At 34.8% G+C, this 25,596-nt stretch carries 22 protein-coding genes; 11 read left to right on the forward strand and 11 right to left on the reverse strand.

Annotated elements, in window-relative coordinates; translation table 11 throughout:
* The first annotated feature begins 96 nt into the window (after positions 1 to 96).
* The 3 genes from atpD to UMM65_RS10845 all read left to right on the forward strand — a co-directional run bounded on the left by atpD (position 97) and on the right by UMM65_RS10845 (position 2,983).
* A complete protein-coding gene (gene atpD / locus UMM65_RS10835) occupies positions 97 to 1,605 on the forward strand; it encodes a F0F1 ATP synthase subunit beta (RefSeq protein ID WP_321976556.1) in 1,509 nt (502 codons plus the stop codon).
* A gap of 19 nt (positions 1,606 to 1,624) precedes the next feature.
* Positions 1,625 to 1,918: a F0F1 ATP synthase subunit epsilon gene (locus UMM65_RS10840; protein ID WP_321976557.1), complete on the forward strand. Its 294-nt coding sequence runs from the start codon at positions 1,625 to 1,627 to the stop codon at positions 1,916 to 1,918.
* A gap of 288 nt (positions 1,919 to 2,206) precedes the next feature.
* Positions 2,207 to 2,983, forward strand: coding sequence for a M48 family metallopeptidase (locus UMM65_RS10845; RefSeq protein ID WP_321976558.1), 777 nt, complete (start codon positions 2,207 to 2,209; stop codon positions 2,981 to 2,983).
* Between the two features lie 79 nt (positions 2,984 to 3,062).
* On the opposite strand, the gene rseP is transcribed toward UMM65_RS10845, so the two are convergent.
* A complete protein-coding gene (rseP, locus tag UMM65_RS10850; protein WP_321976559.1) occupies positions 3,063 to 4,409 on the reverse strand; it encodes an RIP metalloprotease RseP in 1,347 nt (448 codons plus the stop codon).
* 398 nt (positions 4,410 to 4,807) lie between these two features.
* Positions 4,808 to 5,737, reverse strand: a complete 930-nt coding sequence (locus tag UMM65_RS10855) for a T9SS type A sorting domain-containing protein (RefSeq protein WP_321976561.1) — start codon at positions 5,735 to 5,737, stop codon at positions 4,808 to 4,810.
* Positions 5,738 to 5,802: 65 nt separating this feature from the next.
* On the opposite strand from UMM65_RS10855, the gene UMM65_RS10860 reads away from it, so the two are divergent.
* From UMM65_RS10860 to feoB, 3 genes are all read left to right on the forward strand, one after another.
* Positions 5,803 to 6,474 (forward strand): SCO family protein, encoded by a 672-nt coding sequence (locus UMM65_RS10860; RefSeq protein WP_321976562.1) that lies wholly within the window; start codon positions 5,803 to 5,805, stop codon positions 6,472 to 6,474.
* A gap of 97 nt (positions 6,475 to 6,571) precedes the next feature.
* On the forward strand, positions 6,572 to 6,826 hold the full coding sequence (locus UMM65_RS10865; protein WP_321976563.1) for a FeoA family protein: 255 nt from the start codon (positions 6,572 to 6,574) through the stop codon (positions 6,824 to 6,826).
* On the forward strand, positions 6,805 to 8,913 hold the full coding sequence (gene feoB / locus UMM65_RS10870; protein WP_321976564.1) for a ferrous iron transport protein B: 2,109 nt from the start codon (positions 6,805 to 6,807) through the stop codon (positions 8,911 to 8,913). The genes UMM65_RS10865 and feoB overlap by 22 nt, the downstream gene beginning before the upstream one ends.
* A 117-nt stretch (positions 8,914 to 9,030) precedes the next feature.
* On the opposite strand, the gene UMM65_RS10880 is transcribed toward feoB, so the two are convergent.
* The 9 genes from UMM65_RS10880 to UMM65_RS10920 all read right to left on the reverse strand — a co-directional run bounded on the left by UMM65_RS10880 (position 9,031) and on the right by UMM65_RS10920 (position 19,836).
* Positions 9,031 to 11,031 carry a DUF3857 domain-containing protein gene (locus UMM65_RS10880; protein ID WP_321976566.1) on the reverse strand — a complete coding sequence of 667 codons (2,001 nt, stop codon included), beginning with the start codon at positions 11,029 to 11,031 and terminating at the stop codon, positions 9,031 to 9,033.
* Positions 11,032 to 11,067: 36 nt separating this feature from the next.
* Positions 11,068 to 12,984 (reverse strand): DUF3857 domain-containing protein, encoded by a 1,917-nt coding sequence (locus tag UMM65_RS10885; protein ID WP_321976567.1) that lies wholly within the window; start codon positions 12,982 to 12,984, stop codon positions 11,068 to 11,070.
* An 80-nt stretch (positions 12,985 to 13,064) separates the two neighbouring features.
* Complete coding sequence (gene dtd / locus UMM65_RS10890; protein WP_321976568.1) at positions 13,065 to 13,517, reverse strand: D-aminoacyl-tRNA deacylase; 453 nt, start codon at positions 13,515 to 13,517, stop codon at positions 13,065 to 13,067.
* A gap of 388 nt (positions 13,518 to 13,905) precedes the next feature.
* The gene (locus tag UMM65_RS10895; protein ID WP_321976569.1) at positions 13,906 to 14,712 is read right to left on the reverse strand and encodes a 3-keto-disaccharide hydrolase; all 807 of its coding nucleotides are present in this window, start codon (positions 14,710 to 14,712) and stop codon (positions 13,906 to 13,908) included.
* Positions 14,712 to 15,449: a 3-keto-disaccharide hydrolase gene (locus tag UMM65_RS10900; protein WP_321976570.1), complete on the reverse strand. Its 738-nt coding sequence runs from the start codon at positions 15,447 to 15,449 to the stop codon at positions 14,712 to 14,714. The genes UMM65_RS10895 and UMM65_RS10900 overlap by 1 nt, the downstream gene beginning before the upstream one ends.
* 14 nt (positions 15,450 to 15,463) lie before the next feature.
* Positions 15,464 to 16,516 (reverse strand): sugar phosphate isomerase/epimerase family protein, encoded by a 1,053-nt coding sequence (locus UMM65_RS10905; protein WP_321976571.1) that lies wholly within the window; start codon positions 16,514 to 16,516, stop codon positions 15,464 to 15,466.
* A 14-nt stretch (positions 16,517 to 16,530) separates the two neighbouring features.
* The gene (locus UMM65_RS10910) at positions 16,531 to 17,667 is read right to left on the reverse strand and encodes a Gfo/Idh/MocA family protein (RefSeq protein WP_321976572.1); all 1,137 of its coding nucleotides are present in this window, start codon (positions 17,665 to 17,667) and stop codon (positions 16,531 to 16,533) included.
* A gap of 14 nt (positions 17,668 to 17,681) precedes the next feature.
* Entirely contained in the window at positions 17,682 to 18,857 is a 1,176-nt protein-coding gene (locus tag UMM65_RS10915) for an MFS transporter (RefSeq protein ID WP_321976573.1), read from the reverse strand.
* 16 nt (positions 18,858 to 18,873) lie between these two features.
* Positions 18,874 to 19,836 (reverse strand): sugar phosphate isomerase/epimerase family protein, encoded by a 963-nt coding sequence (locus UMM65_RS10920; protein ID WP_321976574.1) that lies wholly within the window; start codon positions 19,834 to 19,836, stop codon positions 18,874 to 18,876.
* Between the two features lie 166 nt (positions 19,837 to 20,002).
* Between UMM65_RS10920 and UMM65_RS10925 the strand changes: the two genes are divergently transcribed.
* The 5 genes from UMM65_RS10925 (at position 20,003) to UMM65_RS10945 (ending at position 25,571) form a co-directional block, all read left to right on the forward strand.
* Positions 20,003 to 21,694, forward strand: coding sequence for a GMC family oxidoreductase (locus tag UMM65_RS10925; protein WP_321976575.1), 1,692 nt, complete (start codon positions 20,003 to 20,005; stop codon positions 21,692 to 21,694).
* Positions 21,695 to 21,697: 3 nt separating this feature from the next.
* Positions 21,698 to 22,282: a gluconate 2-dehydrogenase subunit 3 family protein gene (locus UMM65_RS10930; RefSeq protein ID WP_321976576.1), complete on the forward strand. Its 585-nt coding sequence runs from the start codon at positions 21,698 to 21,700 to the stop codon at positions 22,280 to 22,282.
* 11 nt (positions 22,283 to 22,293) lie between these two features.
* Positions 22,294 to 23,133, forward strand: a complete 840-nt coding sequence (locus UMM65_RS10935) for a 3-keto-disaccharide hydrolase (protein WP_321976577.1) — start codon at positions 22,294 to 22,296, stop codon at positions 23,131 to 23,133.
* 68 nt (positions 23,134 to 23,201) lie between these two features.
* A complete protein-coding gene (locus UMM65_RS10940) occupies positions 23,202 to 24,122 on the forward strand; it encodes a hydroxypyruvate isomerase family protein (RefSeq protein WP_321976578.1) in 921 nt (306 codons plus the stop codon).
* A 9-nt stretch (positions 24,123 to 24,131) separates the two neighbouring features.
* The gene (locus tag UMM65_RS10945) at positions 24,132 to 25,571 is read left to right on the forward strand and encodes a Gfo/Idh/MocA family protein (protein WP_321976579.1); all 1,440 of its coding nucleotides are present in this window, start codon (positions 24,132 to 24,134) and stop codon (positions 25,569 to 25,571) included.
* The last annotated feature ends 25 nt before the right edge of the window (positions 25,572 to 25,596 follow it).

Raw genomic sequence — 25,596 nt, forward strand, 5'->3', positions numbered from 1 at the left:
ATAAATTACCTTTGCACCTCGTAAAACGAGATTGTTTTCCTTGCTTTTAATAAGGTTCACAATTAAGATAAAATTGAAACAAAATAATTATAGATAATGGCTAAAGTTACAGGTAAAGTTGCTCAGATTATTGGTCCGGTAATTGATGTTGAATTTTCAACCGATTCAGACCTTCCTAGAATTCACGATTCATTAGAAATTTATAGAAAAGATGGTTCAACATTGGTATTGGAAGTAGAACAACATGTTGGTCAAGATACGGTACGTTGTATTGCGATGGATTCTACAGATGGCTTAAGTAGAGGTTATGAAGTTACAGCTACCGGAAACCCTATTCAAATGCCAGTTGGTGACGATATTTATGGAAGACTGTTTAATGTAACTGGAAATGCTATTGATGGATTGGGAGATCTTCCTAAAGAAGGAAAAGATGGATTATCAATTCACCGAGAAGCACCAAAATTTGAAGACTTATCTACAGCTACAGAAGTATTATTTACTGGTATTAAAGTTATTGACCTTATTGAGCCTTATGCAAAAGGTGGAAAAATTGGATTGTTTGGTGGTGCTGGAGTTGGTAAAACCGTACTAATTCAAGAATTGATTAACAATATTGCCAAAGGTCATGGTGGACTTTCAGTATTTGCAGGTGTAGGAGAAAGAACTAGAGAAGGAAATGATTTATTGCGTGAGATGTTGGAATCTGGTATTATAAAATATGGCGATGATTTTATGCACTCTATGGAAGAAGGCGGATGGGATTTGTCTAAAGTAGATAAAAAAGGAATGAAAGACTCAAAAGCGACTTTCGTTTTTGGTCAAATGAACGAACCTCCTGGAGCACGTGCCCGTGTAGCCTTATCGGGTTTAACAATTGCTGAATATTTCCGTGATGGAGCAGGAGACGGTCAAGGTAAAGATGTACTTTTCTTTGTGGATAATATTTTCCGTTTTACACAAGCGGGTTCTGAGGTTTCGGCTTTATTAGGTCGCATGCCGTCAGCGGTAGGTTACCAACCAACCTTAGCTACGGAAATGGGTGCTATGCAAGAGCGTATTACTTCTACCAAAACAGGTTCAATTACTTCGGTACAAGCAGTCTATGTACCTGCGGATGATTTAACAGATCCAGCACCAGCAACCACTTTTGCCCACTTAGATGCCACAACGGTATTGTCTCGTAAAATTGCCGAGTTAGGTATTTATCCGGCGGTAGATCCATTGGATTCCACCTCTAGAATTCTAAATGTAGAGACTTTAGGTCAAGAGCATTATGATTGTGCTCAAAATGTAAAGGAGCTATTACAACGTTATAAAGAATTACAAGATATTATCGCTATTTTAGGGATGGAGGAGTTAAGTGAAGAAGATAAGTTGATTGTACATAGAGCACGTAGAGCCCAACGTTTCTTATCTCAACCTTTCCATGTAGCAGAACAGTTTACAGGTATTCCAGGAGTATTGGTTGATATTAAGGATACTATTAAAGGATTTAACATGATTATGAATGGTGAGTTAGACCATTTACCTGAATCAGCATTTAACCTTAAAGGTTCTATCCAAGAAGCAATTGAAGCAGGTGAGAAGATGTTAGCGGAAGCTTAGACTACTAAAGACCAAACAAATGAAATTAGAAATAGTAAGCCCTGAAGCAGTAATATTCAACGCTAATGTTGACTCTGTAACAGTACCTGGAATAGATGGAGAGTTTCAAATGCTTGAAAATCACGCCCCCATAGTTTCTTTATTAACTGAAGGAGAAGTTAAAATACATACACATACTCAAGAGCATAAAGAATTTAATGAGTTATCCGGTAAGTTAACAAAGCATGCCGATGACGATAAAATTTTGGTATTCCCAATTAAATCGGGAACAATAGAATTAAAAGATAACCACGTTATTATCTTAGCAGATTAATATTTATAAAAATTTATTTTTACAATATAAAGAACCTCAATGTAAAATTCATTGAGGTTTTTTTATGTTTGAACTCATCTTGACTTATCTCATTTTTAGGAATTGGAAAAAGTCAAGATGAGTTCTTTGAATATTTTACGTCTACCCCAAAATGCTGGGGTTGAAATTTAGCTACCAATGGGTTAGTTAATATTGTGATTTATACCCAATTTTGTTATGAAATTATTAAAGATAATATGCGTTTATATTATTTGAACAACTTAACTAAAAAACATAAAAACTAAAGAAATGAAAAAAACGAAATTAATGATTGTAATAATAGCTCTTACCTTTATGAGTGCCAACGCTCAATTTGGCAAAGTACTAAGTAAAACAAAAAATGTAGATGCGGCCAAGAAAGTGGTAAAAGCTGCCACCCTTTCGGATGAAGAAATGGCAACATTATCATTACAGTCTGTAAAATGGATGGATGAGAATAATCCCATAGCCGAAGCTGGAGATCCTTATGGAGATAGATTGGCCAAATTGGTTAAAGGATTGGAAACCGAAGACGGTTTAGACCTAAATTTTAAGGTTTATCGTGTAGTGGATGTCAATGCTTTTGCTACCCCTGACGGTAGTGTTAGGGTTATGGCAGGTCTAATGGATTTAATGACCGACGATGAAATTTTAAGTGTTATTGGCCATGAAATAGGTCATGTAAAATTGGGTCACTCCAAAAAACGCTACCAATCAGCATATGCTATTTCTGCTGCTAAAGATGTGGCAATTGCCAACACCGGAGCCGGTAAAATTTTAGCAGATGAGGAAATTGGTAATTTTGTTGAAAATGTGGCAAATGCACAATTCTCGCAAACTCATGAGTCCGCTTCTGATGAATATGGTTTTAATTTTATGGTAAAGCATAATATGAACTATCATGCTATGCAAGGTGCTTTTCAAAAATTGGCTGATTTAAGTGAAGATGGTGGTAAAGGGTCGTTAACGTCATCACACCCTGGTTCTGCAAAACGTGCCAAAAGGGCTAAAGAATGGGCTGAAAAACAAGATGCTAAAAAGAATTAAAACTTGCCTTTTAAAAAAGAAAAAAATGCCGCCCAAATATTGGGCGGCATTTTTTATAATATTATTTTTTGAAATAAATTTACTTAAACAAATGCCTATAGATATCATTACCATTGGCAAATAATAATAAGGCAATAAGGAATATAAATCCTGCAATTTGAGCATATTCCAAGAATTTGTCACTTGGCTTTCTTCCTGAAATCATCTCGTAAAGTGTAAATACTACGTGACCACCATCTAATGCAGGTATAGGTAATAAATTCATTACACCTAACATAATTGATAAAAATGCGGTTATACTTAAAAAAGATTGCCAATCCCAAGTGGATGGAAAAATGCTACCAATCGAGATAAATCCACCCAAACCTTTATAAGCACCCGTGTTAGGATTAAATATTTTTTTTAGTTGTTTTAAATAACTAGAAAAAGTTGTCCAGGCTTTGTTAATACCGGCTGGAATAGCTTCAGCAAAATTATAAGTTTTAGTCTCAAATGTATAGTAACCAAGCCTTTCCAAATCATTCATTGCAATTCCAGAGAGTACCCCTATTTTACCATTTTCATCTACCTTCACTTTTATATCTTCGGTATCTTCACCCCTTTTTACTTTGATATTTACACTTTCATTTTTATATTGAGTAAACTCGCCTTCAACTTGATCGTAATACTTAATAGGTTTATTATTTATTGCTACAACTAAATCCTTGGGTTTTAATCCGCTATTTGCATTTTGCAAGGTGTCAACTACTTTACCAATAACAAAAGGTATTCTAGGCGATAAAAAATTTGCTTCTTCCTTTTCTCTATCTACCAGTTTAGAAATAAAATCAACGGGTATGTCTTTTTCAATAATTTCACCATCTCTTTCAATAGTGTAAGAATTTCCATTTATAAATTCAATAAAAAGACTATTGAATTTTTCAACTTTTTCACCATCAATCGTCAATATTTTATCTCCGGTTTGTAAACCCAATTCTTCTCCTAATTCATTTTGTACCCAAATTCCATCCTCTAGATTTTCATTTGGTAAATATTTTTCACCCCAAATGTTCATCATTAGAATGTATATGAAAATCCCCAACAAAAAATTTACCGTTACACCACCCAACATAATAATCAATCGTTGCCAAGCTGGTTTAGATCGGAATTCCCATGGTTTGGGTTCTTCCTGCATTTGTTCGGTATCCATACTTTCGTCTATCATACCAGATATTTTTACATATCCACCAAGCGGAATCCAACCAATTCCATAAACCGTTTCGCCAATTTTCTTTTTAAAAAGTGAAAATTTATAGTCAAAAAACAAGTAGAATTTCTCTACACGTGTTTTGAATATTTTGGCTGGAATGTAATGCCCAAGTTCGTGCAGTACTATTAAAATAGATAAGCTTAATATAAATTGTGAAACTTTAATAAATATCTCCATCTGCTATAAAATCGTTTTAAAAATCAGTTTGCAAATGTAAGGTTTTAGTTTGATAAAAAAGTTATGAGTTAGGAGTTAAGAGTCCCGATTTGAAAAAAATTTGTAAGATCGAAGACCGAAGACGGAAGAAAAAAAGAATTAATGAATAACGATTTTGAGTTAAAAAAGCCCAAACAGTTTTGATTTCCATTGTCAATGTGAAGGCGGTCAAGGATTATAATCGATAAAGGAAATGGTTAAAATACCTACGACAATTTAATATTATTTGAATTATCATTTATTGCCAAACACCTCTTTTTCCAAATTCTTGGGTCTTGCCGTCTTGATTCCATTTTTTATAAACTCAAATTCCGAGCTGTTTTTTGCTGCCCACTGTAGACTGCCCACTGCCGACTGAGCTACTGTTCTTTCAATATAGTTTTGTGCAGCACACCTTGATTGGTTTCAATTTTTACCAAATGGATGCCGAAAGACAATGGTTTTAAATTAATAGCGAGTAACGGGTTGCTTTCTTCCAAAACTAATTTCCCTAGCATATCATAAATGGAAATCTTTTCCACAATGGCATCACTACCATTTTGAATATTTAAAGCATTTTTTGCGGGATTGGGATATAAAGAAATGTTTGTGCTTAAAACCTGTTGGTCAACACCATTTTTAACCGTATTGTTTTTGCTAATTAGGTGATGTTCGGGGTCAACAACTACGTTATCAATTTCAAAGGGTAGTTTACCTGTAAAACTTTGTTTATTCTCAGACAGCTCTAATCTTATAATTTGGGAATCACCGTTATTATTGCTTACTTTGATAGGTACAGGCATTTCAAAAAACGCTACAGAAGCATCAGATTGTATTTGAGATACAACAAAATTTACTTCATTTGTTTTTTTATTCTGAAACCAACTGATTTCATAAGAAGGAAAGCCTTTGCCAACAAACCAGTCGTTAAAGAAGTCCGATAAATCTTCGCCAGTTCGTTCTTCAATTGATAATTGGAAATCCTTAATGGACATCGAAGAATTATCTTCATTTAATTTCAACAAATAAGCATCAACATTATCATTATAAGTTTCATCACCCAATTTATATTTTAGCATATGTAAAACCATAGCTGTCTTTAAAAAACTGGGCTCTCTATAATTTTCAGAGGTAATTTTTTCAATAACTGATTTTCGCCAATCTAAATCTTTAGAATCTGAATTTACGTCAAATTCATCTTCGGAAATTGAAATTAGTTCCTGAAAGTAAATATCATGTATATTCAAATTTTCTTGACTAAATAGAAAACATGAAAAAATTAATAGAATTAGGGGTAATTTTTTCTTCATAAGCAATAACTTTGCAAAGGATTGGGGAGAGCAAAGCGAACCTCAAATATATAAAAAATAATTTTATGGATTTATCTTTCTTTAAAAAATCATTTCCGACCATTATCAGAATAGCAATTTTGTTTGTTATTTTGGTTATTGTTGGATATTTTTTATTGAGTCCTAAAAAGAGATTGCCTATTTATAACCCATCAGACGTTAACCCAAGATTGGTTGATGATTCGGTGAAGCATATTAAATACAATCATAAAATTTCCGACTTTCATCTTATCAATCAAAATGGCGATACCGTCACTCAAAAAGATTATTTTAATAAAATCTATGTAGCTGATTTCTTTTTTACGTCATGTCAAACAATTTGCCCTATAATGACTACAAATATGGCTGATTTGCAAAAGTATTTTAAGAACGATAGTGCGGTTAAGTTTTTATCGCATACTGTAACTCCTGATATTGATAGCGTTCCGGTTTTAAAGGCTTATGCCCACAAAAAAGGTGTAATTGATGGAAAATGGAATTTGGTAACTGGAGACAAAAAACAAATTTATAACCTTGCTAGAAAGTCATACTTTGCAGTTTTAGATGAAGGTGATGGCGGAAAACAAGATTTTATCCATACGGAACAATTTGTTTTGGTCGATAAGAATAAACAGATAAGAGGATTTTATGATGGCACCAACAAAGAAGAAATACAACAAATTATAGAGGATATTCAATTGTTAAAAGAGAATGAATAATGCAGTTTATATTATGTAGTTTTAATGATATTTATCATATTTTTTAATTAAAATTTACGTATTTTCGCACGGTATTTATAATCAATCTAAATAAAAATTGAATACCACCTTAGCAAATCTTATTGTCGGAGAAATTGGAATTATTGATGACATTCCCTTTGATAGCGTACCTTTAAAGCTATTTGAAATGGGATGTTTACCTGGAAAAGAGGTAGAATTACTACAGATTGCCCCTTTAAAAGACCCATTGTATATTCGAGTAAACGGTAGCCATTTGGCAATTAGAAAAGAAACCGCTTCACTTATAAAAGTTACCAAAATTAAAAATTTATGCGACATACTGAAGTCATAAATGTAGCTTTAGTAGGTAATCCTAATACTGGTAAATCTCTTTTATTTAATCAGTTAACAGGGTTAAATCAAAAAGTGAGCAATTATCCAGGGGTAACAGTAGAAAAAAAAACAGGTTCAACAAGATTAAATGACGAAACCAGAGCGAATATTACCGATTTGCCAGGTACTTATAGCATAAACCCTTCTAGTTTAGATGAAAACATCGTCTTACAGACTTTCCTTAGTATAGATAAAAAAAGTTACCCAGATGTTGTTGTAGTGGTTGCCGATGTTGAGAATTTAAAAAGAAATTTGTTTTTGTTCAGCCAAATTAAAGATTTGGAAATACCCGCTATTTTAGCAATAAACATGTCGGATAGAATGAAAAAAAACGGCATTTCTATTGATGTTGAATTGCTAAAAGAAGAATTAAAATCAGAAGTAATTTTAATTAGTGCCAGGAAAAATTTAGGAATAGATAAAGTAAAGGAAGCTATTTTAAATTATAAAAACGACACTACACTTAAAATTGCGGATATTGCCGATAGGATAGATGCCGAATTTTTTAGAAAACTAGAAAAAGATTTTAATGATACGTCTTTATACAAAGCGTGGCTTTTAATTACGCAAAACCACAATCTAATATCAATACCAAAAAAACTTAAAGAGCGGATTGATAATTTTAAAGCAGATCCAGTCAAACTTACAAAAATGCAGAATAAAGAAACTATTCTGCGGTATCAATACATTAATAATATTCTAAAAAAAACCTACACAACAGATGCCGAAAAGGCAACTGGATTGCGGCATAAAATTGATAAAATACTAACCCATAAAGTTTTTGGTTATTTAATTTTTGCATTCATATTATTATTGATTTTTCAGTCAATTTTTGATTGGGCCACTTTACCCATGGACTTGATAGACTCAACTTTTGCGAATTTAAGTGAGTGGACAAAAACCAAATTACCAGATGGTGTTTTTACTAATTTATTGGCAGAAGGCATTATTCCTGGTATTGGAGGGATAGTTATTTTTATTCCGCAAATAGCCATATTGTTTTTGTTTATTGCCATATTAGAAGAAACTGGCTATATGAGTAGAGTGGTATTTTTAATGGATAAAATTATGCGTCGTTTTGGTATGAGCGGTAAAAGCGTTGTGCCTTTAGTTTCAGGAACGGCCTGTGCAATTCCTGCAATTATGGCGGCTAGAAATATAGAAGGTTGGAAAGAGCGTTTGGTCACCATTTTGGTTACACCCTTTACAACTTGTTCTGCACGCTTACCAGTTTATGCTATATTAATTGCACTGATTATTCCTCAGCAGAGGGTATTAGGTATTTTTAGTTTGCAAGGCTTGGCTCTTATGTCTTTGTATTTATTAGGTTTTGCTGCTGCTATAGTATCTGGTTGGGTATTGAACAAAACTTTAAAGGTAAGGGGAAAAAGCTTTTTTGTTATTGAAATGCCGGCTTATAAAATACCATCTTTAAAGAATGTCATTTTTACAGTTATCGAAAAAACCAAAGCCTTTGTATTCGGAGCTGGTAAAATAATTTTGGCCATTTCTATTATATTATGGTTTTTGGCTTCTAACGGACCTGCTTCTTTTAAAAATGCTGAAGAAACAGTAAAAAATGAAATAGCAAATCAAAGCATTGGTCAAGATGAACTAGATAAAAAAATAGCCACTTACAAACTGGAAAATTCTTACATCGGTATTGCAGGCAAAGCCATAGAACCCGCCATAAAACCTTTAGGTTATGATTGGAAAATTGGCATAGCCCTGTTGACCTCATTTGCCGCCAGAGAGGTTTTTGTAAGTACTTTGGCAACTATTTATAGTGTAGAAGATGATGAGAATACCAACACTATAAAACAGCGTATGGATGCTGAAATTAATCCGGAAACCGGTGATAAGCGTTTCAATTTTCCTGTGGGGATGTCCTTGCTCGTTTTTTATGCTTTTGCTATGCAGTGTGCCAGTACCTTAGCCATAGTAAAACGTGAAACCAATAGTTGGAAATGGCCTTTGTTACAGCTTTTTGGCATGACCGCCTTGGCGTATGTGGCTTCTTTTATTACCTTTACAATGTTGAGTTAAGATTATGGTACAGTCTATTCTAGTATATATTGCACTTGGTTTAGCCCTATTTTTTTTAATTAAAAAGTTCTTTTTTAAGTCAAAAAAAAATACAGGATGCAATACCGATTGTGGTTGTTAAATCTTACTTAATACCACTTTTTCTAATTGCTTACCTAAAATTTGTTTATAAAACTCCTTTAGGTGTCCATAATTTTGTGCCCCCAGAATGGATGTGTTCATTGTTAAAACAGATGAAACTTGTAGTTTATCGCCAATTGATTTACATATAAATTGATAAGAACCTGTATCACCGGGCATGGAATAGGCAACACTTTCTGGTGTTGACTCGGCCTTATATCCTTCTGGTAATGTGACCGTAATATTATATTTTTCTTGAAAAGGCGACCCGAAATCAACGGGAAACTTTCTGTCCTCTAACTTAAAAGGGTTTTCTTTTTTGGTATGAAACAATAGTGGGGAAAAATATATTTTATCGCCTATAATTTCTACCTGATTATCACTTTCAAAATTAAATTGATATGATATGGGTTTGTAAATATCATTTTTATTTATCGGTTTAAAATCATCGATTTCAATATTGTTGTTGTCTTTTTCTAAAAGTCCAATCAACTCATTTTCAGCTAAATTGTTATGCTTTGACCTTTTGTTTAGCCCTAGCAGATTGTCAAAACTACATCTTTCAGTACCGGTTAATATTCCTTCAGCGTCAACTTTTGCCATAACGAAGACGGTTTCTTTAGCATGCTCGGTCGGAAATAAATTAACTTCGTTTGAACTTCCGTTTTCCCTAACAATCCTTCCCATCCAGTTTAAGTCCCGCAACGGTAAAACGTTGGGAGTACTGTATTTTTCTGTAGCATCTAGAAGTACAACGCCATTTGGTACTTCTACTCCGGCAATTACATAATTAAATCCATCTTGAGTAGGAAAAAGCGGTATGCCATGATCTCTTGTGCTGATTAATATAGGGTTTGCCTTAAGGTTTGCTTCACGCAACATGGCAACCAATGTCAAATTGATTTCAGCTACATTACCAACACCTTCTTTATACGCCTTTTTTACGCCTTGGTTAGTGTAAATGGATGTAAAATCATTCCATTTTATTTTTTCTTTTACAAATTGAAAAATTTTTGAAATTTTTTCATTATCAGGAGCGGTCAAGTTAATTAAAGAAGCTAAATCATCTTTAAAATGTGATTTTTTATCCAACTGATCGCCAAAATTACTGCTCTTATAAATGGTTTTGGTAACATCTTCCCAAGTGGTGTTGTAAAATTTTAAAGGAGAGTCAGGAAATTTAGTACTGGTCAGTTCAAATTTCAATGCCGTAAGGTAATTATTGATATTATTTACATAGGGCTCATCTTTTAAAGCTGGAACATTTTGCAATATGCATTCAGTAACATTGGTTTGGAAATCTAATTTACTTTGGCTAAAAGATGTGCTAGAGGTTGACCAGCCATTCCTTTCTTTATTATTAAAAGTAATGGATGAAGATTTTGTGCTTCTTTTTATATTGACTGGATAAAAACCTTTTGAAACGTTTTTAAAAATAAAATACTCTGGAGCCTCTACTTGTGATTCTATATATTTTATTGGAATAAAAGATTGTAGTTCCAAATCATCTATACGCCAATAATAGGGAGATGTTATAGTATAGTCCCATTCCACTATACAGCCCTCTGTTAAATTGGGCATGGTAAACTTTTTACGGCTCCAATATTTGTTTATATTTTCGTCAAAAATATCGCTTTTACTAAGCTTTGTTTTTTCTACTTTTCCGTTTACCAAATTAAAAGTATTGGCCTTTACAGAGACTTTTTCATTATCGCCATCCTGGTACAATGCTATTTTTTTTGTTGCCCATTTGTAACCTTCTTTGTTGTAAATTTTAATGCGTTCGTGTATATCTGTTACCAGTCTAAAGCCCTGGCCTTGAGAGTATTCAAAATACGTCCTTCTTTTTTTGTATAACACTGCTGCATTTGCCGAAGAATCAGAAGGGTAGAACTTCTCTTGTAAATCTTTTTTATCTACTTTTCCGAATTTAGCATCTTGTGCAATTGCAGGTAAACTTAATAACGTTATTAGTGCGGTGATAATTATTTTTTTCATAAATGTAATATTTTGTAAATTCCTTAACGAGGACATTTACGGGGTTGATTTTATAAGTACGATTTTGGATTTATCCTGTTTGGCTATTGTTTTTCTAAAGTCTCTATATGCTTTGTAATTTTTTGCGGGATACATACCTTCATTAAGCATAAATATTCGCGTATATTTCAGTTTGTTTTCGTCAATTTTTTCAATACTAAATTGATAACTTCCAAATTTGTTTTCAATATTGATGGTATTGGGCAAAGCTTCAATTTTGTAATTGGCGGGTAATGAAATTTTGAATTCATCTTTATCTATAAATCCTCTCGATATTTCAAAGGGCAGTTTTCGGTTGCGATAACGTTTTGGAACCTCCAACGCTCTGTTAAAAGCGTTTACCTCAAACAACATTCTGTTGCCACTAAAGGATGCATATTTTGAAGCAATAATTTCAATATTTTCAGTAAAAATAATGCTATCTCTATTATTTTTGAAATTATAATTGTTTACGGTCATATTATTGATGTACGGCCAATAATCAGATTTATAATACTCTTCGATATCTCTTTTTGAATCATTTTCGATGTTAAAATGATTGCTATATTGAATGCCACCAGAGTTGATTTCAACTTCTGCATCTATATCACCATTATTACTAATTCTATAATTAGCAACAGTATTTTGGAAGCTGTCTTCATTTTTATAAACCCCAGTATGTTTTAGCTTACCACCTTCTGGAGTAATTAATAACACTTCTCTATCATCCGTAAAAGTACCTTGATAGCCAAAGGGAACTGTTTGGCTGGTACATTCTAACCAAATATCTTTATCCTTTCCCTGCACGTATAAAAATGCATGGTTACCCTGTACGGAGACCACATCTTTTTCCATGCTTCTTTTGGTATTGCCAGCATAAACAGGTGCGTAATATGAGATTACGCCAACTTCATCTAACAAAGATTTGGTATAATTGGTCAGAGCCTTGCAATCGCCATAGCTTAGCTTGTCAACATCTTCCGCTAACATAGGCATCCAACCACCAATGCCAACTTGAACACTTATATATCGTGTTTTTCGCTGTACGTAATTATAGATTATTTTGGCTTTTTCAACAGGGTCTTCAATGCCTGCAACCATTTGTTTGATCTTGTTTTTAGTAGATTCGGGCAACGCGGTACGTCCTATAATTAAATTATCGTACATCCATTTGCCAAACTCTTGCCAGTTATTGGCAGAGCCATCTACATTTTCCAGTCTGAATTTATTACTGGCTACAATAAGCCAAGGCATTATCTTTAATCTGGATGGAGCTAATTCCTCATATTTTATGGCTGGGGAATTGTTAATCTCGTAAGAAAGTGTGTTTGGATTTTCTGATTTTCTAATTTTGAAATTATCAAAGTTTTTTTCCGATTTTTGAATCGTTATATCATTGGGGTAAATAATTTGATAACTACTTTTAACTACACTTTGATTGTAAGAGTCATAAGGATACCACTTAGGAATAAAAGCTGTGTTAGAAGATTCAATTTCATATTCGTAATAAATGGTATATGGGTAGGAGGTTGGTACATAATCGTAATAAATCAACCTGCCATCATTAAATAAAGAAATACCGTCAGCAGCACTTCTGTCTATAAAATCGCGTTTTTTTATGTCTTTAATTTCAGTACCTAAAGCGTTGTAAATGTAGGCTCTTACATTTTTTATATCGTTTGAGGAATCATAGTGTATTACAATTTGAGAATTCTGATCTCCTAATTTATTAAGTACTGTAACAGCCTTTTTATAACTTTCAACCATTTTTCTTGATGATTCTAATTCAATTTTAGTATCATCAAATAACACAACTGAATTGGCATTTTGTTTTAAACTATCTGGGATAGCTAAAATACTATAATCAAAATCTTGTGAAAAAGTAAATTGAAAAGAAAGTAATAGTATAAAAAGTAAAAACTTTTTAAAAATCATAGCAATATTGTGCTTAGCATGGGTTGTTATAATGCAAATATATTAATATTTACAAAAAACGTATTAATTTCAATATTATTTTATGATTTATTTTCTGTGTCAATTACTATGGTCACAGGACCATCGTTTAATAATTCAATTTTCATATCAGCTCCAAAGATTCCTGTACCGACTTTTTTACCTAATTCTTTTTCTGTAAACAAAATAAATTGCTCGTAAATAGGAATAGCAGTTTCGGGTTTTGCTGCTTTAATGTATGAAGGTCTGTTTCCTTTTTTTGTGCTTGCCATCAGTGTAAATTGACTAACAATAATAATTTCTCTATTTAAATCCATTAAAGATTTGTTCATCACACCAGCTTCATCATTAAAAATTCTGAGATTTAGTATTTTTTTAGATAACCATTTAATATCTTCTTTAGAATCGTTTTCAGTAATACCCAATAAAACCAATAATCCATTTTTGATAGAAGATATAATTTTGTTATCTACGGTTACGGAAGCGTGCCTTACTCTTTGGATTACGGCTTTCATGTTAAAGGTTTGTGGTTTTTCTGTTGAACACGAATTTCACTAATTAAGGCTAATTTTTAAATTTGTAAACGGTTTAATATAACTAACTCATTTGATATGATTGTTATTGCAAGGAGCGTAAGCTAAAAATAATTAATTTATGATTAAAAATTCGACATGGCAATTTTTGAATGTTACCTCGATACTCTATTTTAACTGTTGTGATTTGGAATTTAATTTTTGGAATTTATTTAGCTTCACAGATTATTTTCTCTCGGTCGTTTTGTTATTGCAATTTTCTTCCAAAATAACAAACAAAAAGATACTCATTTCAATAGTTTGAATTTGATGCTTGAGCTTTGATTTTTACTTTTCTAACGTCTAACGTCTAACGTCTAACGTCTAACGTCTAAATTTCTCTGACCCAAATATTTCTAAAACTAGGTCGGCTACCGTCGTTATGATCTTGAAGCATTATCGGAGCATCACCATGTGGTTCGTTGGTTGGCCAACCAATATAAGCTACCGCTCCTTGAATTTCAAAATGGTCTTGAATCAAAACGCCATTGTGCAAAACGGTTATGGTCCCTGATTTAGTTTTTTTACCGTCAGCATCAAATTTTGGGGCATGAAAAATAATATCGTAACTGTTCCATTCTCCTGTGGGTGCTGCCGCATTTACAGCTGGTATAGATTGTTTGTAAACTGCACCCACTTGTCCGTTTACGTAAGTGTCATTGTCGTTATTATCTAAAATTTGAACTTCATAACGTTGCTGAATAAATACACCGCTATTGGCCCTGGACTGACCTTCGCCGACAATTTCAGTAGGGGATTTCCATTCGAGATGTAATTGAATATCTCCGAAATTTCTTTTGGTCTGTAAACTTCCGGAACCGCTCTTAACTGTCATACTGCCGTCATTATTAAGCGTCCATTTGGCCTCGGTAGAATCCTTATCCACAATCCATTCGTCCATATTTTTACCATCAAAAAGTACAATAGCATCGGAAGGAACACCATTTTCATCGATACTTATTTTTGGAGGTTTGGGTTCCCAAATTTCCGTTTCTTCAGGTTTGGTAGGCTCTTTTTCCTGATTTTGTACTGTTGCGGCAGAATCCGTTTTTGAATCGGATTCCGAATCTGTTGTTGCCGTCTCTTTACACCCGAAAAGGCATAAAACTAAAGTGGAAAGGAGGAAATTTTTAATCATTATAATTTTTTAATTTTAATATTCCTAAACCAAACTTTATCTCCATGATCTTGCAGTCCAATATGCCCATTATGTGTTTTTCCAAAAGTTTCCCAATCCTTAAACTTTGAATTGGCGACCATTTCATCCCATTTTTCACCATGTAAGGGAAAAGTGGCAATTACAGTTCCATTTAAACTAGATGAACCTTCATTGGTTTTGTGGTTTACTTTTATAACAACCGAATTCCATTCGCCAGCCGGTTTTACTACTTTTTCGGAAGGAGAAACTAAATCGTATAATGCTCCTGCCTGATGGCTGGTGCCATTTTTTGCATCAGGATGTTTTTCATCGTCCAATACTTGAACCTCAAGGGCAGAAACGTAGATAGGTGAATCTTTATCTTCCAAAACGCTCCAAAATATCCCGCTGTTTCCACCTTCTGAAATTTTCCATTCTAGCGATAATTCGAAATCTTCAAACGTTTCTTTAGTAATGATATCCTGTCCGCCACCTTTTACGGGCGTAAAAGCCAGAGCGTTATCTTCAATTGACCATGCCGAAGGCATACTGTCCATCAAATAACCACGCCAAGCATCCATAGAACTTCCATCGAATAAGGTGATCCACTCATCGGTTGTCTCATTTTCCACAACTGTTTCTGTGTTTGATTCTTCTGTTTGAGCCATATCTTTTTTTTCGTATTTACAAGCTGAAAAAATCAATAATACAAGTAAAATAATAGTTAGTTTTTTCATCGATTTAGTTGGTTTTAAATTCCTAATATTTTTTTAAGTTTTTCTTTGTCAATATCCGCTCCCGCAAAATCATCAAATGCTTTTTCAGTGGCTTCAATAATATGATTTTTAATAAACACAGCTCCTTCTCTTGCTCCCTGTTCAGGACTTTTAATACAGCACTCCCATTCCATAACCGCCCAAACATCACATCCGTATTGCGTTAGTTTAGAGAAAATGGTTTTAAAATCAATCTGACCATCACCCAAAGAACGGTATCTTCCAGCTCTGTCACCCCAATTATTGTAACCACCAAAAGCACCTTTTTTCCCGGTGGGATTGAATTCTGAATCCTTTACGTGGAACGACTTAATAAACTCATGATAATGGTCTATATATGCTAAATAATCCAGCTGTTGTAACACAAAATGAGAAGGGTCATAGAGAATATTTACACGTTTATGATTTCCCGTAGCTTCCAAAAAGCGTTCAAAAGTGTCACCATCATGTAAATCTTCTCCTGGATGAATTTCATAACAAACATCCACATCATTTTCGTCAAAAACATTTAAAATGGGTAACCACCTTTTTGCCAATTCTTCAAAGCCCATTTCCACCAACCCTGCTGGCCTCTGTGGCCATGGGTGCCAAGTGTGCCATAATAAAGCTCCGGAAAATGTGGCGTGAGCTTTCAGTCCCAAATTTTTACTTGCAATAGCGGCATTTTTAACCGTTTGTACTGCCCATTCTGTCCTAGCTTTAGGATTGTTCTTTACCTTGTCCGGTGCAAAATTGTCGAACATAATATCATACGCAGGATGCACTGCAACCAACTGACCTTGTAAGTGTGTGGAAAGCTCGGTAATTTCCAATCCATACGAATTTATTTTACCTTTTAGTTCGTCACAATAGGTTTTGCTTTCGGCAGCCTTTTCTAAATCTATTAATCGTGTTTCCCAGGTAGGAATTTGAATGCCTTTATAGCCCAAATCACTTGCCCATTTACATAGGCCGTCCAAAGAATTGAACGGGGCATCATCACCCATAAATTGTGCTAAAAATACTGCAGGTCCTTTTATTGTTTTCATTTGTTAAATTCTTTTTAATCTAAATCAACCCAATTATTTCCCTGTTTATGCGAATTTACAGTACTTTCGATAAAATTAAGTCCGCGTACGCCATCGTTCATGGTTGGGAATTCTCCCGAATTGTATTTTTCTCCTCTAATAGCTCTGGCAACGCCTAAATAAATATTTGCCATGGCATCAAAAATACCTTCGGGATGCCCGGGAGGCAATTTGGTTCCATCTAAAGATAGCTCTGAATTGTAAGCATGTCCAGGTTTATAGACTTGCAAAGGTTTATCATCAGTAAGCAGGTGTAGGAAATTAGGATTTTCTTGTTCCCATTTTAAAGCTCCTTTGTCGCCATAAACTGCAATGGTCAGTCCATTCTCTTCCCCTGTAGCAATTTGGCTAGACCGGATTACGCCTTTTGCGTTGGTGTCAAATCTTACTAAAACGGTGCCGTCTATATCCATTTTATTATCCTCGTACAAATAATTAAGATCGGCCAATATGGATTTTACCTGTAAGCCTGTTGTAAACTCAATCATATTAAAAGCATGTACACCAATATCGCCCATACAACAGCTGATTCCTGATTTTTCAGGATCCAATCGCCAAGTTGAACTACGTTTAGATTTATCATGAATTATGGGATTAATCCACCCTTGATAATATTGTGCATCTACTTTTTGAACTTTTCCTATTACTCCATCTTTTATCATCTCACGCATTTGACGTGTCATCGGATAGCCTGTATAGGTATGCGTAACGGCAAAAACCAAGTCAGAACCGTTTAGGATTTCTTGTAAAGTTTTGGCTTCTTCATAGGTTGTGGTCATCGGTTTTTCACAAATTACATGAAATCCGTTTTCCAATAATTTTTTTGCCATTGGAAAATGCAGAAAATTCGGAGTAAGAATAGAGCACACCTGAATTCTTTCTTCTTTTGGAAGTTTTAATTCTTCATCAACTAATGTGTCAAAATCTTTATAAATCCTATTGGTAGGAATATCAATTTCTTTGGCAAACTTTAGGTTTTCATTATGGTCTGGATTAAAAACAGCTCCTACAATTTGGTAATTATCATTTATCTGTGAGGCCACACGATGTAATACACCGATTAATGAATCGCCACCGCCACCTAAAATTCCTAATCTTATTTTTTTTGGCATGAATTTATTTATTTTTATTCTTGAATTGTTTTTGGTTTTCTATTTTTCATATAGATAAAAAGTCCTATAAACGCAACAATAAGAATTGCTGGTAATATTGACATTGTTCTAAGTGCTTCATGTGCACTGGCTTCGTCCATTAATCTACCCATAATAGGTAAAACTATAGACACGGATAACATGCCTGCACCACCCATAATAGATAAGCCCAATGCTCCGGTATCTGGTAAATACTCCGCTACAAAACCGAGCATTGTTGGCCAGAAGAAGGTTACACCTACAGCAAATACACCTGCCGCTGCAAAGGTCATTGCCCCAGTTGTAACGGTAAGCAACCATAAACCAATAAAGGTAAATATTGCCGAGAACAGTAACATGCCTGATGGTGACAATTTGTGAATAACTGGACCTGCAAATGCCCTACCAACAGCCATTATACCATTAATAAATACAAGCACTAATAAAGCAACAGTACCAGAATCTTTTAAGATAGATTCAATACGTTGTGTGGTTCCTAATTCTGACGCTGCCGTAAGCAACATGCAAAAAACCATAAATAGAAATAGGGGTTTGAAAATACTGGAATACATTTTTTTGTTGCTTACACCCATTTCAATACGTTCAGTAACAGGGAATTTTTGTCCAAAAAACATAAATGCATAAATTATTAATGGAATAAATAACAGTCCAACCATAACCTGCCAACTTAGCCCCATTTTATCCATTACCAGCCATCCCATAACTCCTCCAATGGCAATTCCACCAGGAAACCAAACGTGAAAACGATTTAGCATTTTTGTTTTATTTTCAGGATACATAGAAGCAATCATCGGATTTAACGCAGCTTCAATCAAACCATTACCAATACCTACGAAAAGCGTGGCGATAAATAACGAGGTCATGTCTTTAGCTAGGATTGTTAAGACAATACCAACGGCATGCATTAGAAAAGCTGCCCACGTAATTTTTTTAATTCCCAGTGTATCTACTAATGGGCCGCCAACTATCATAGCAAGCGTAAAACCCCAAAAGGCAGGGGTAAAAGCATAACCTATTTGCTCTAAAGTAAGACCAACACCTTCTGGTCCAAAAACAGTTTCCAATCTTGCTCTAATGGCAAAGGTCATTGAGGTAACTAATAAGGCCGTACAAGAAGCGTAAAAAAGCCTTTTTTTATTTATTTCATTCATAATATAGTTAGGTTAATTAGTTTAAACTTTTAGAGGCATTAATCAATAAGTCTTTTGTGGCCTGGATACCTTCTTCTTCACTTAGGCGGTTTCCTTCATATTCTACACCGATAAATCCAGTATAGCCTGCATCTTTTACAATTTGTAATAAGCGAGGATAATCAAGTTTGGTTTCGTTCCCTTCTGCATCAAAATCATAAGACTTAGCACTTACCGCTTTAGCATGTTTCATTAAAATTTCTGTGCCCTTATAATTATCATATGAGTCTACACATTCTCCATCTTCTTTTGTGATACAAAAATTACCAAAGTCAGGTAAGGTACCGCAATTATCCATATTAATCTTAGTCATAACCTCGCTCAACATCTCCGCGTTTGAAGAAAAACCACCGTGGTTTTCAACAATAACATTAATATTTTTAGTGGCTCCATACTCGGCTAATTTACCCAATCCTTTTACAGATGATTCTATCCAAGCCTCTTTTTCTTTAGCTCCGCTTAAATTTACACGTATGGCATGGCAACCTAAAAATGCCGCGGCATCTACCCATTTTTTATGGTTTTCAATAGCTTCATTTCTTTCTTTTTCATCAGTTGAAGCCAGATTTCCTTCACCATCTACCATAATCAGCACATTTTTAACACCATGAGCTTCGCTTTTTGCTTTTAAAGAATCTTGAAGAGCTTCCATACCCATGGTTTTCAAATTGTCACTATATAAACCCGAAACATATTCAATGCCTTCAAACCCCAATTCTTTGGCTTTTTTAGCAAAATCTAAAGGATCTAATGTTTTTTCATTTCTAATAGCTCTATGTAAAGACCATTGGGCTAATGACAATTTAAAAAATGGTGCTTTTTCTTCGATAGAAACATTTTCTGTTGTTTCATCAGTTTTTGGAGTACTCTTTTTACAGGAAGTAATTAATGTAGCCACAATAAGAAGTGTAGCCAACATAAAAAATAAATTTCTCATCATAATGTTGGTTGTTTTAGTTTTTTTAGAATGATAAAATTACAAAAGTTTCATTAGAATAATAATAATTTGATTAATTTTAGGCTTTAAAATTATTCAATATTTAATTAAACGATATTATTACTGATTTGCGGTAATGGGTTAATTAATTGAAAAACAACCGAATAACATGCTTGAAAAACATTATGATGCCATTGTAATTGGAACTGGAATTAGTGGCGGCTGGGCTGCAAAGGAATTGTGCGAAAATGGATTGAAAACTTTGGTGCTGGAAAGAGGTAGAATGGTTAAACATGGAGAATACCCAACTATGAACGATGATCCATGGGATATGGAACTAAGGGGAGCCACCACAGTTGAAGAGCAAAAAAGGCAAGAGAAACAAGCTAGGACCGGTTATACCACAAGTGCAGAAAGCAAACATTGGTTTGTTGATGATATAAAACATCCTTACAATGAAATAAAACGTTTCGATTGGATGCGTGGTTATCATGTGGGCGGTCGTTCCATTACTTGGGGTCGCCAAAGTTATCGTTTGAGCGATTTGGATTTTACAGCTAATGCCAAAGATGGTCACGGTGTCGATTGGCCGATACGTTATAAAGATATTGCTCCATGGTACGATTATGTTGAGAGTTATATAGGAGTTAGTGGAGAAAAATTAGGATTACCACAATTGCCCGATGGTATTTTTAGTCCTCCGATGGAATTGACCTGTGTAGAAGAAGAGTTCAAGTCTAAAATTGCCAGTAATTATGATGATAGAGTACTGACTATTGGTCGTGCCGCTCATATTACTGGTGACCATAAACACAATGGGAGAACCAATTGTCAATATAGAAACAGATGTATCAGAGGTTGCCCTTTCGGGGGATATTTTAGTAGTAATGCTTCAACGTTGCCAGCTGCCGAAGCCACGGGGAATATGACTTTAAGGCCAAATTCCATAGTTCATGAAATTATTTATGACGATAAGTTAAAAAAAGCGACGGGAGTAAAAGTAATTGACGCTGAAACCAAAGAAACGCATGTTTTTAATGCGGATATTATTTTTTGTTGTGCCTCTGCAATTGCTTCTGCCTCCATTTTAATGCAATCGAAATCAGATCGATTTCCAAATGGTTTAGGTAATGATTCTGGTGAATTGGGCCATAATATTATGGACCATCATTTAGGGGCTGGTGCACGTGCCAATGTTGAGGGATATGAGGATATGTATTATAAAGGAAGAAGACCTAACGGAATTTATATACCTAGGTTCAGAAACTTAGGTGATAAAAAAACAGAAAGAAAGGATTTTTTAAGAGGATATGGTTATCAAGGCGGTGGTGGAAGGTACGGCATTGCAGAACACGTGGCAGAACTGGCTTATGGCCCAGAATTTAAAGAAGCGATTTTAGAACCCGGTCAATGGTCAATGGGTATTACAGGTTTTGGCGAATGTTTACCATACCATGAAAATAAAATGACGTTAGATTATGAAAAGTTGGATGATTGGGGCTTGCCAACGGTCACATTTGACGCAGAGTGGAAAGAAAATGAACTAGCCATGCGTGAAGACATTAAACAACAAGCTGCGGAAATGTTAGAAAAAGCGGGTTTTAAAGATGTTAGCACTTATGATACAAGACATGCACCTGGCATTGGAATCCATGAAATGGGAACTGCTAGAATGGGAAGAGACCCAAAAACATCAGTACTTAATGCCAATAATCAAATTCATACAGTCCCTAACGTTTACGTTACCGATGGGGCTTGTATGACTTCGGCAGGTTGCCAAAATCCTTCTTTGACCTATATGGCTTTAACTGCAAGAGCTGCACAACATGCCGTAAAACAATTCAAATCAAAAAAGGCTTAAATTATGAATAGAAGAGATGCATTGAGAGGAATCGGATTGTCATTAGGGTACGTAGCAGTTACACCTTCAATATTAGGAATGCTGCAAAGTTGTAAAACAGAAGCTACCTCATGGACCCCCGTTTTTTTATCGGTTGAACAAGGTTATGTTTTAAGAAATTTAGTCGATTTAATTTTGCCCAAAACGGAAGCAACACCTGGAGCATTAGACGTAAATGTCCCTGAATTTATTGACTTATATGTTTCGAAAACTTCCACTGATCAAGGAAAAAAAAGCTATAAAGGCGGTATTGATGCTATTATGGAAGAACTAGGGGTGTTAAACAACAGACCAAATTCTTTAAAAACGGAAGATTTTGACAAATTATTGTCAAAATATTTAAGAAGCAAACCTGAACAACAAAAAGCCTTTACCGATAAAGAAAATACTGTTTTTAAAGCCTTAACAGGATTGCGGGGCAGAGCCGTTTGGGCATATAAAACCAGTAAAGAAATTGGAGAAAATGTGTTAGTTTACGAACCAATACCAGGAGAGCAAAGAGGTTGTATTCCTTTGAGCGAAACAAATGGAAGGGCGTGGTCTTTATAAAAATAAAATAAATGAATAAAAAAATAAAATTAATAGCGGTAAGTGCAATTGCAGTGCTAATGTTTAACTGTAAAGCTAAACCCGATGATGAAAATACAACTGAAAATAGAACAGAAAGTGCTGAAGAAAAAGTTACTGAAAATTGGGTCTCATTATTTAACGGTAAAGATTTAGAGGGCTGGACACCTAAAATTAGAGGATATGATTATGGTGATAATATCCACAACACGTTTCGAGTAGAAGATGGTGTGATAAAGGTTTCTTATGACGGTTATAATAGTGAGTTTAAGGATGCTTTTGGTCATCTATTTTACAAAACCCCTTTTTCCAATTACCGATTAAAAATGCAATATCGTTTTACAGGAGATCAAATTAAAGATGGGCCAGGTTGGGCAACTAGAAACAGCGGTGTTATGGTTCACTGTGAAGATCCCAAGAAAATGGCTAAAGACCAAAAATTTCCACTTAGCATTGAAGTGCAAATGTTGGGCGGAATTACTGAAGGCCAAGCCAGATCAACAGGAAATCTCTGTACACCAGGAACTAATGTGGTTATGGATGGCGAATTAGTAACGGCACATTGTAATAATTCTACTTCCGATACTTATTATGGTGAACAATGGGTAAACCTAGAAGTTGAGGTGCATAGTGATTCTTTAATTATTCATAAAATTAATGACAAAGAAGTTTTGAGATATTCAAAACCTCAATATGGAGGTGGAGATATGGATGATTATAATGCAGAGTTTAAAGAAAAAATTGGACAACCTATTAAGGGGGGCTATTTTTCCTTACAAAGTGAAAGCCACCCCGTGGAGTTTAGGAATATTGAATTGTTGGAATTGGAATAAAAATCCCTATTAATTTGTCCCATAATGGAGGGAAGTAAATCACTTAAAAACAAACTACTTAATCAAAAATGCAACGTAGAAATTTTCTTAAAAAAACCGCACTTGCAAGTACATTTGCATTGACAAGTTCTTCCTTAAACCTATTTGCTAAGTCAAATAAAACGATTTATAAAAATCAGTTTCCCTTAAAATATGCTCCTCATGCAGGAATGTTTGCAAAAATGGCAGGTGCCGATATTATTGACCAGCTAAACTTTATAGCTGACCAAGGTTTTACAGCTTTTGAAGATAACGGAATGAAAAATCGACCAATTTCCGAACAAGAAGCCATGGCCAGTATTATGGGCAAAAGAGGTATTGAAATGGGTGTTTTTGTAGCTCATAAAATTTATTGGAAAGAAGCAAATTTAGCTTCGGGGAATAAAGAAAAAAGAGCTGAATTTTTATCGGAAATTAAAGAGTCTGTTGAGGTGGCGAAAAGAGTAAATGCCAAATGGATGACCGTTGTTCCGGGGCATGTTGATTTACGCCAAAATATGGCATACCAAACAGAACATGTTGTTGAAACCTTAAAACAAGCCTCAGCCATTTTAGAACCCCATAATTTAACCATGGTGTTAGAACCTTTAAATTTTAGAGATCACCCAGGTTTGTTTTTGTCAGAATCGCCCCAGGCATACCAAATCTGTAAGGCCGTTGATTCGCCATCATGTAAAGTATTATTCGATATTTACCATCAACAAATACAAGAAGGTAATTTGATTCCCAATATAGAACAATCTTGGGATGAGATAGCCTATTTCCAAATTGGTGACAATCCAGGACGAAAAGAACCCACAACAGGTGAGATTAATTATAAAAATATTTTTAAATTTATCCATTCCAAAAATTTTCAGGGTATTTTAGGAATGGAACACGGAAATTCTATGAAAGATAAGGAGGGAGAATTGGCCGTAATCAATGCATATAAAGAAGTTTCAAAATTTTAAATACATAAAATGAGCAAAAAAAGTAATTCAACCAGACGATCGTTTATTAAAAAAACTGCTGTAGCTACTGCGGGCATAAGTATTATCCCCAGGTATGTTATGGGGGGTAACGGCTATATTCCGCCAAGCGATAAATTAAATATTGCCGGAATAGGCGTTGGCGGTAAAGGACAAAGTGATATTGCGGAATTTGCCAAAAGTCCAAACGTAAATATTGTAGGTCTTTGTGATGTAGATGATAGACAATCGGTAAAATCCAGAGAATCTTTCCCTAAAGCCAAATATTATAAAGATTTTAGGGAAATGATGGAAAAAGAGGGAAAGAATATTGATGCGGTTTCCGTTTCAACCCCCGACCATAACCATGCTGTTGCGGCTTATATGGCCATGCAAATGGGCAAACATGTTTATGTTCAAAAACCATTAACACATGATATTTGGGAAGCCAGAATGCTTACTGAAGCTGCAAAAAAATATAAAGTAGTTACCCAAATGGGAAATCAAGGTGGGTCTGGTGATGGAGTGCGGAAAATGAAAGAAATTTACGATACGGGTATTATAGGAGATGTCCACACCGTTAAATGTTGGACCAACAGAGCTATTTGGCCACAGGCATTAGAAACACCGACCAAAAAAGATAGAATACCAAAAGGGCTAAATTGGGATCTTTGGTTAGGTACGGCAGAAATGCGTGATTATAATGATGCATACCTACCCTTTGACTGGAGAGGTTGGTCAGATTTTGGAACTGGTGCATTGGGCGATATGGCGTGTCATATCATGGATCCTGTTTATCGAATTCTTCCTATTTTATATCCCAATACGGTAGAATGTAGTGTTTCAGACTCCTTTAAAGGAAAGTTTGAAACTGCAGATTATCCGAAGAGTTTCCCTAATTCCAGTAAAATACATTTAAGTTATCCAAGAACGGATGGCAAAGGAACTATAAAAGTTTCATGGATGGATGGAGGACTCTTACCAGAACGCCCTGATGAATTGGGTGATGATGAAGCACTTGGTAACTGGGATGGTGGGGTACTTTTCATTGGCTCAAAAGGAAAATTATTGGCCGATTGTTATGGTGCTAACCCAAGATTACTACCATTGTCGTTAAATGAGCAATTTGAAGTTGAAGAAACCATTGCCAGAGTTCCTGAAGGGCATTATTTACAATGGGTAAATGCGTGCATGGCTGGTTATGGCAATGCAGAGCTTAGTTCGTCGTTTGATTATGCGGGACCGTTTACTGAAAGTATCCTTATTGGTAATTTAGCCCTAAAAGCTTATTTTGAGATAGATCCTAAAGCGGATAAAACAAGTTTCTGGGGTGGTTCAAAATACAATGGAAGAAAACGATTATTGTGGGATGCCGAAAATATGAAAATTACAAATTTTGACGCGGCAAATAAATATGTGAAGCGAGAATATAGAGAGGGGTGGACTCTTTAAATAGAAGTGAGATTTTAGACAGGAG

Origin of the sequence: Aureibaculum koreense (assembly GCF_034296135.1) — a bacterium.
In the GTDB taxonomy this organism is placed as follows: Bacteria; Bacteroidota; Bacteroidia; order Flavobacteriales; family Flavobacteriaceae; genus Aureibaculum.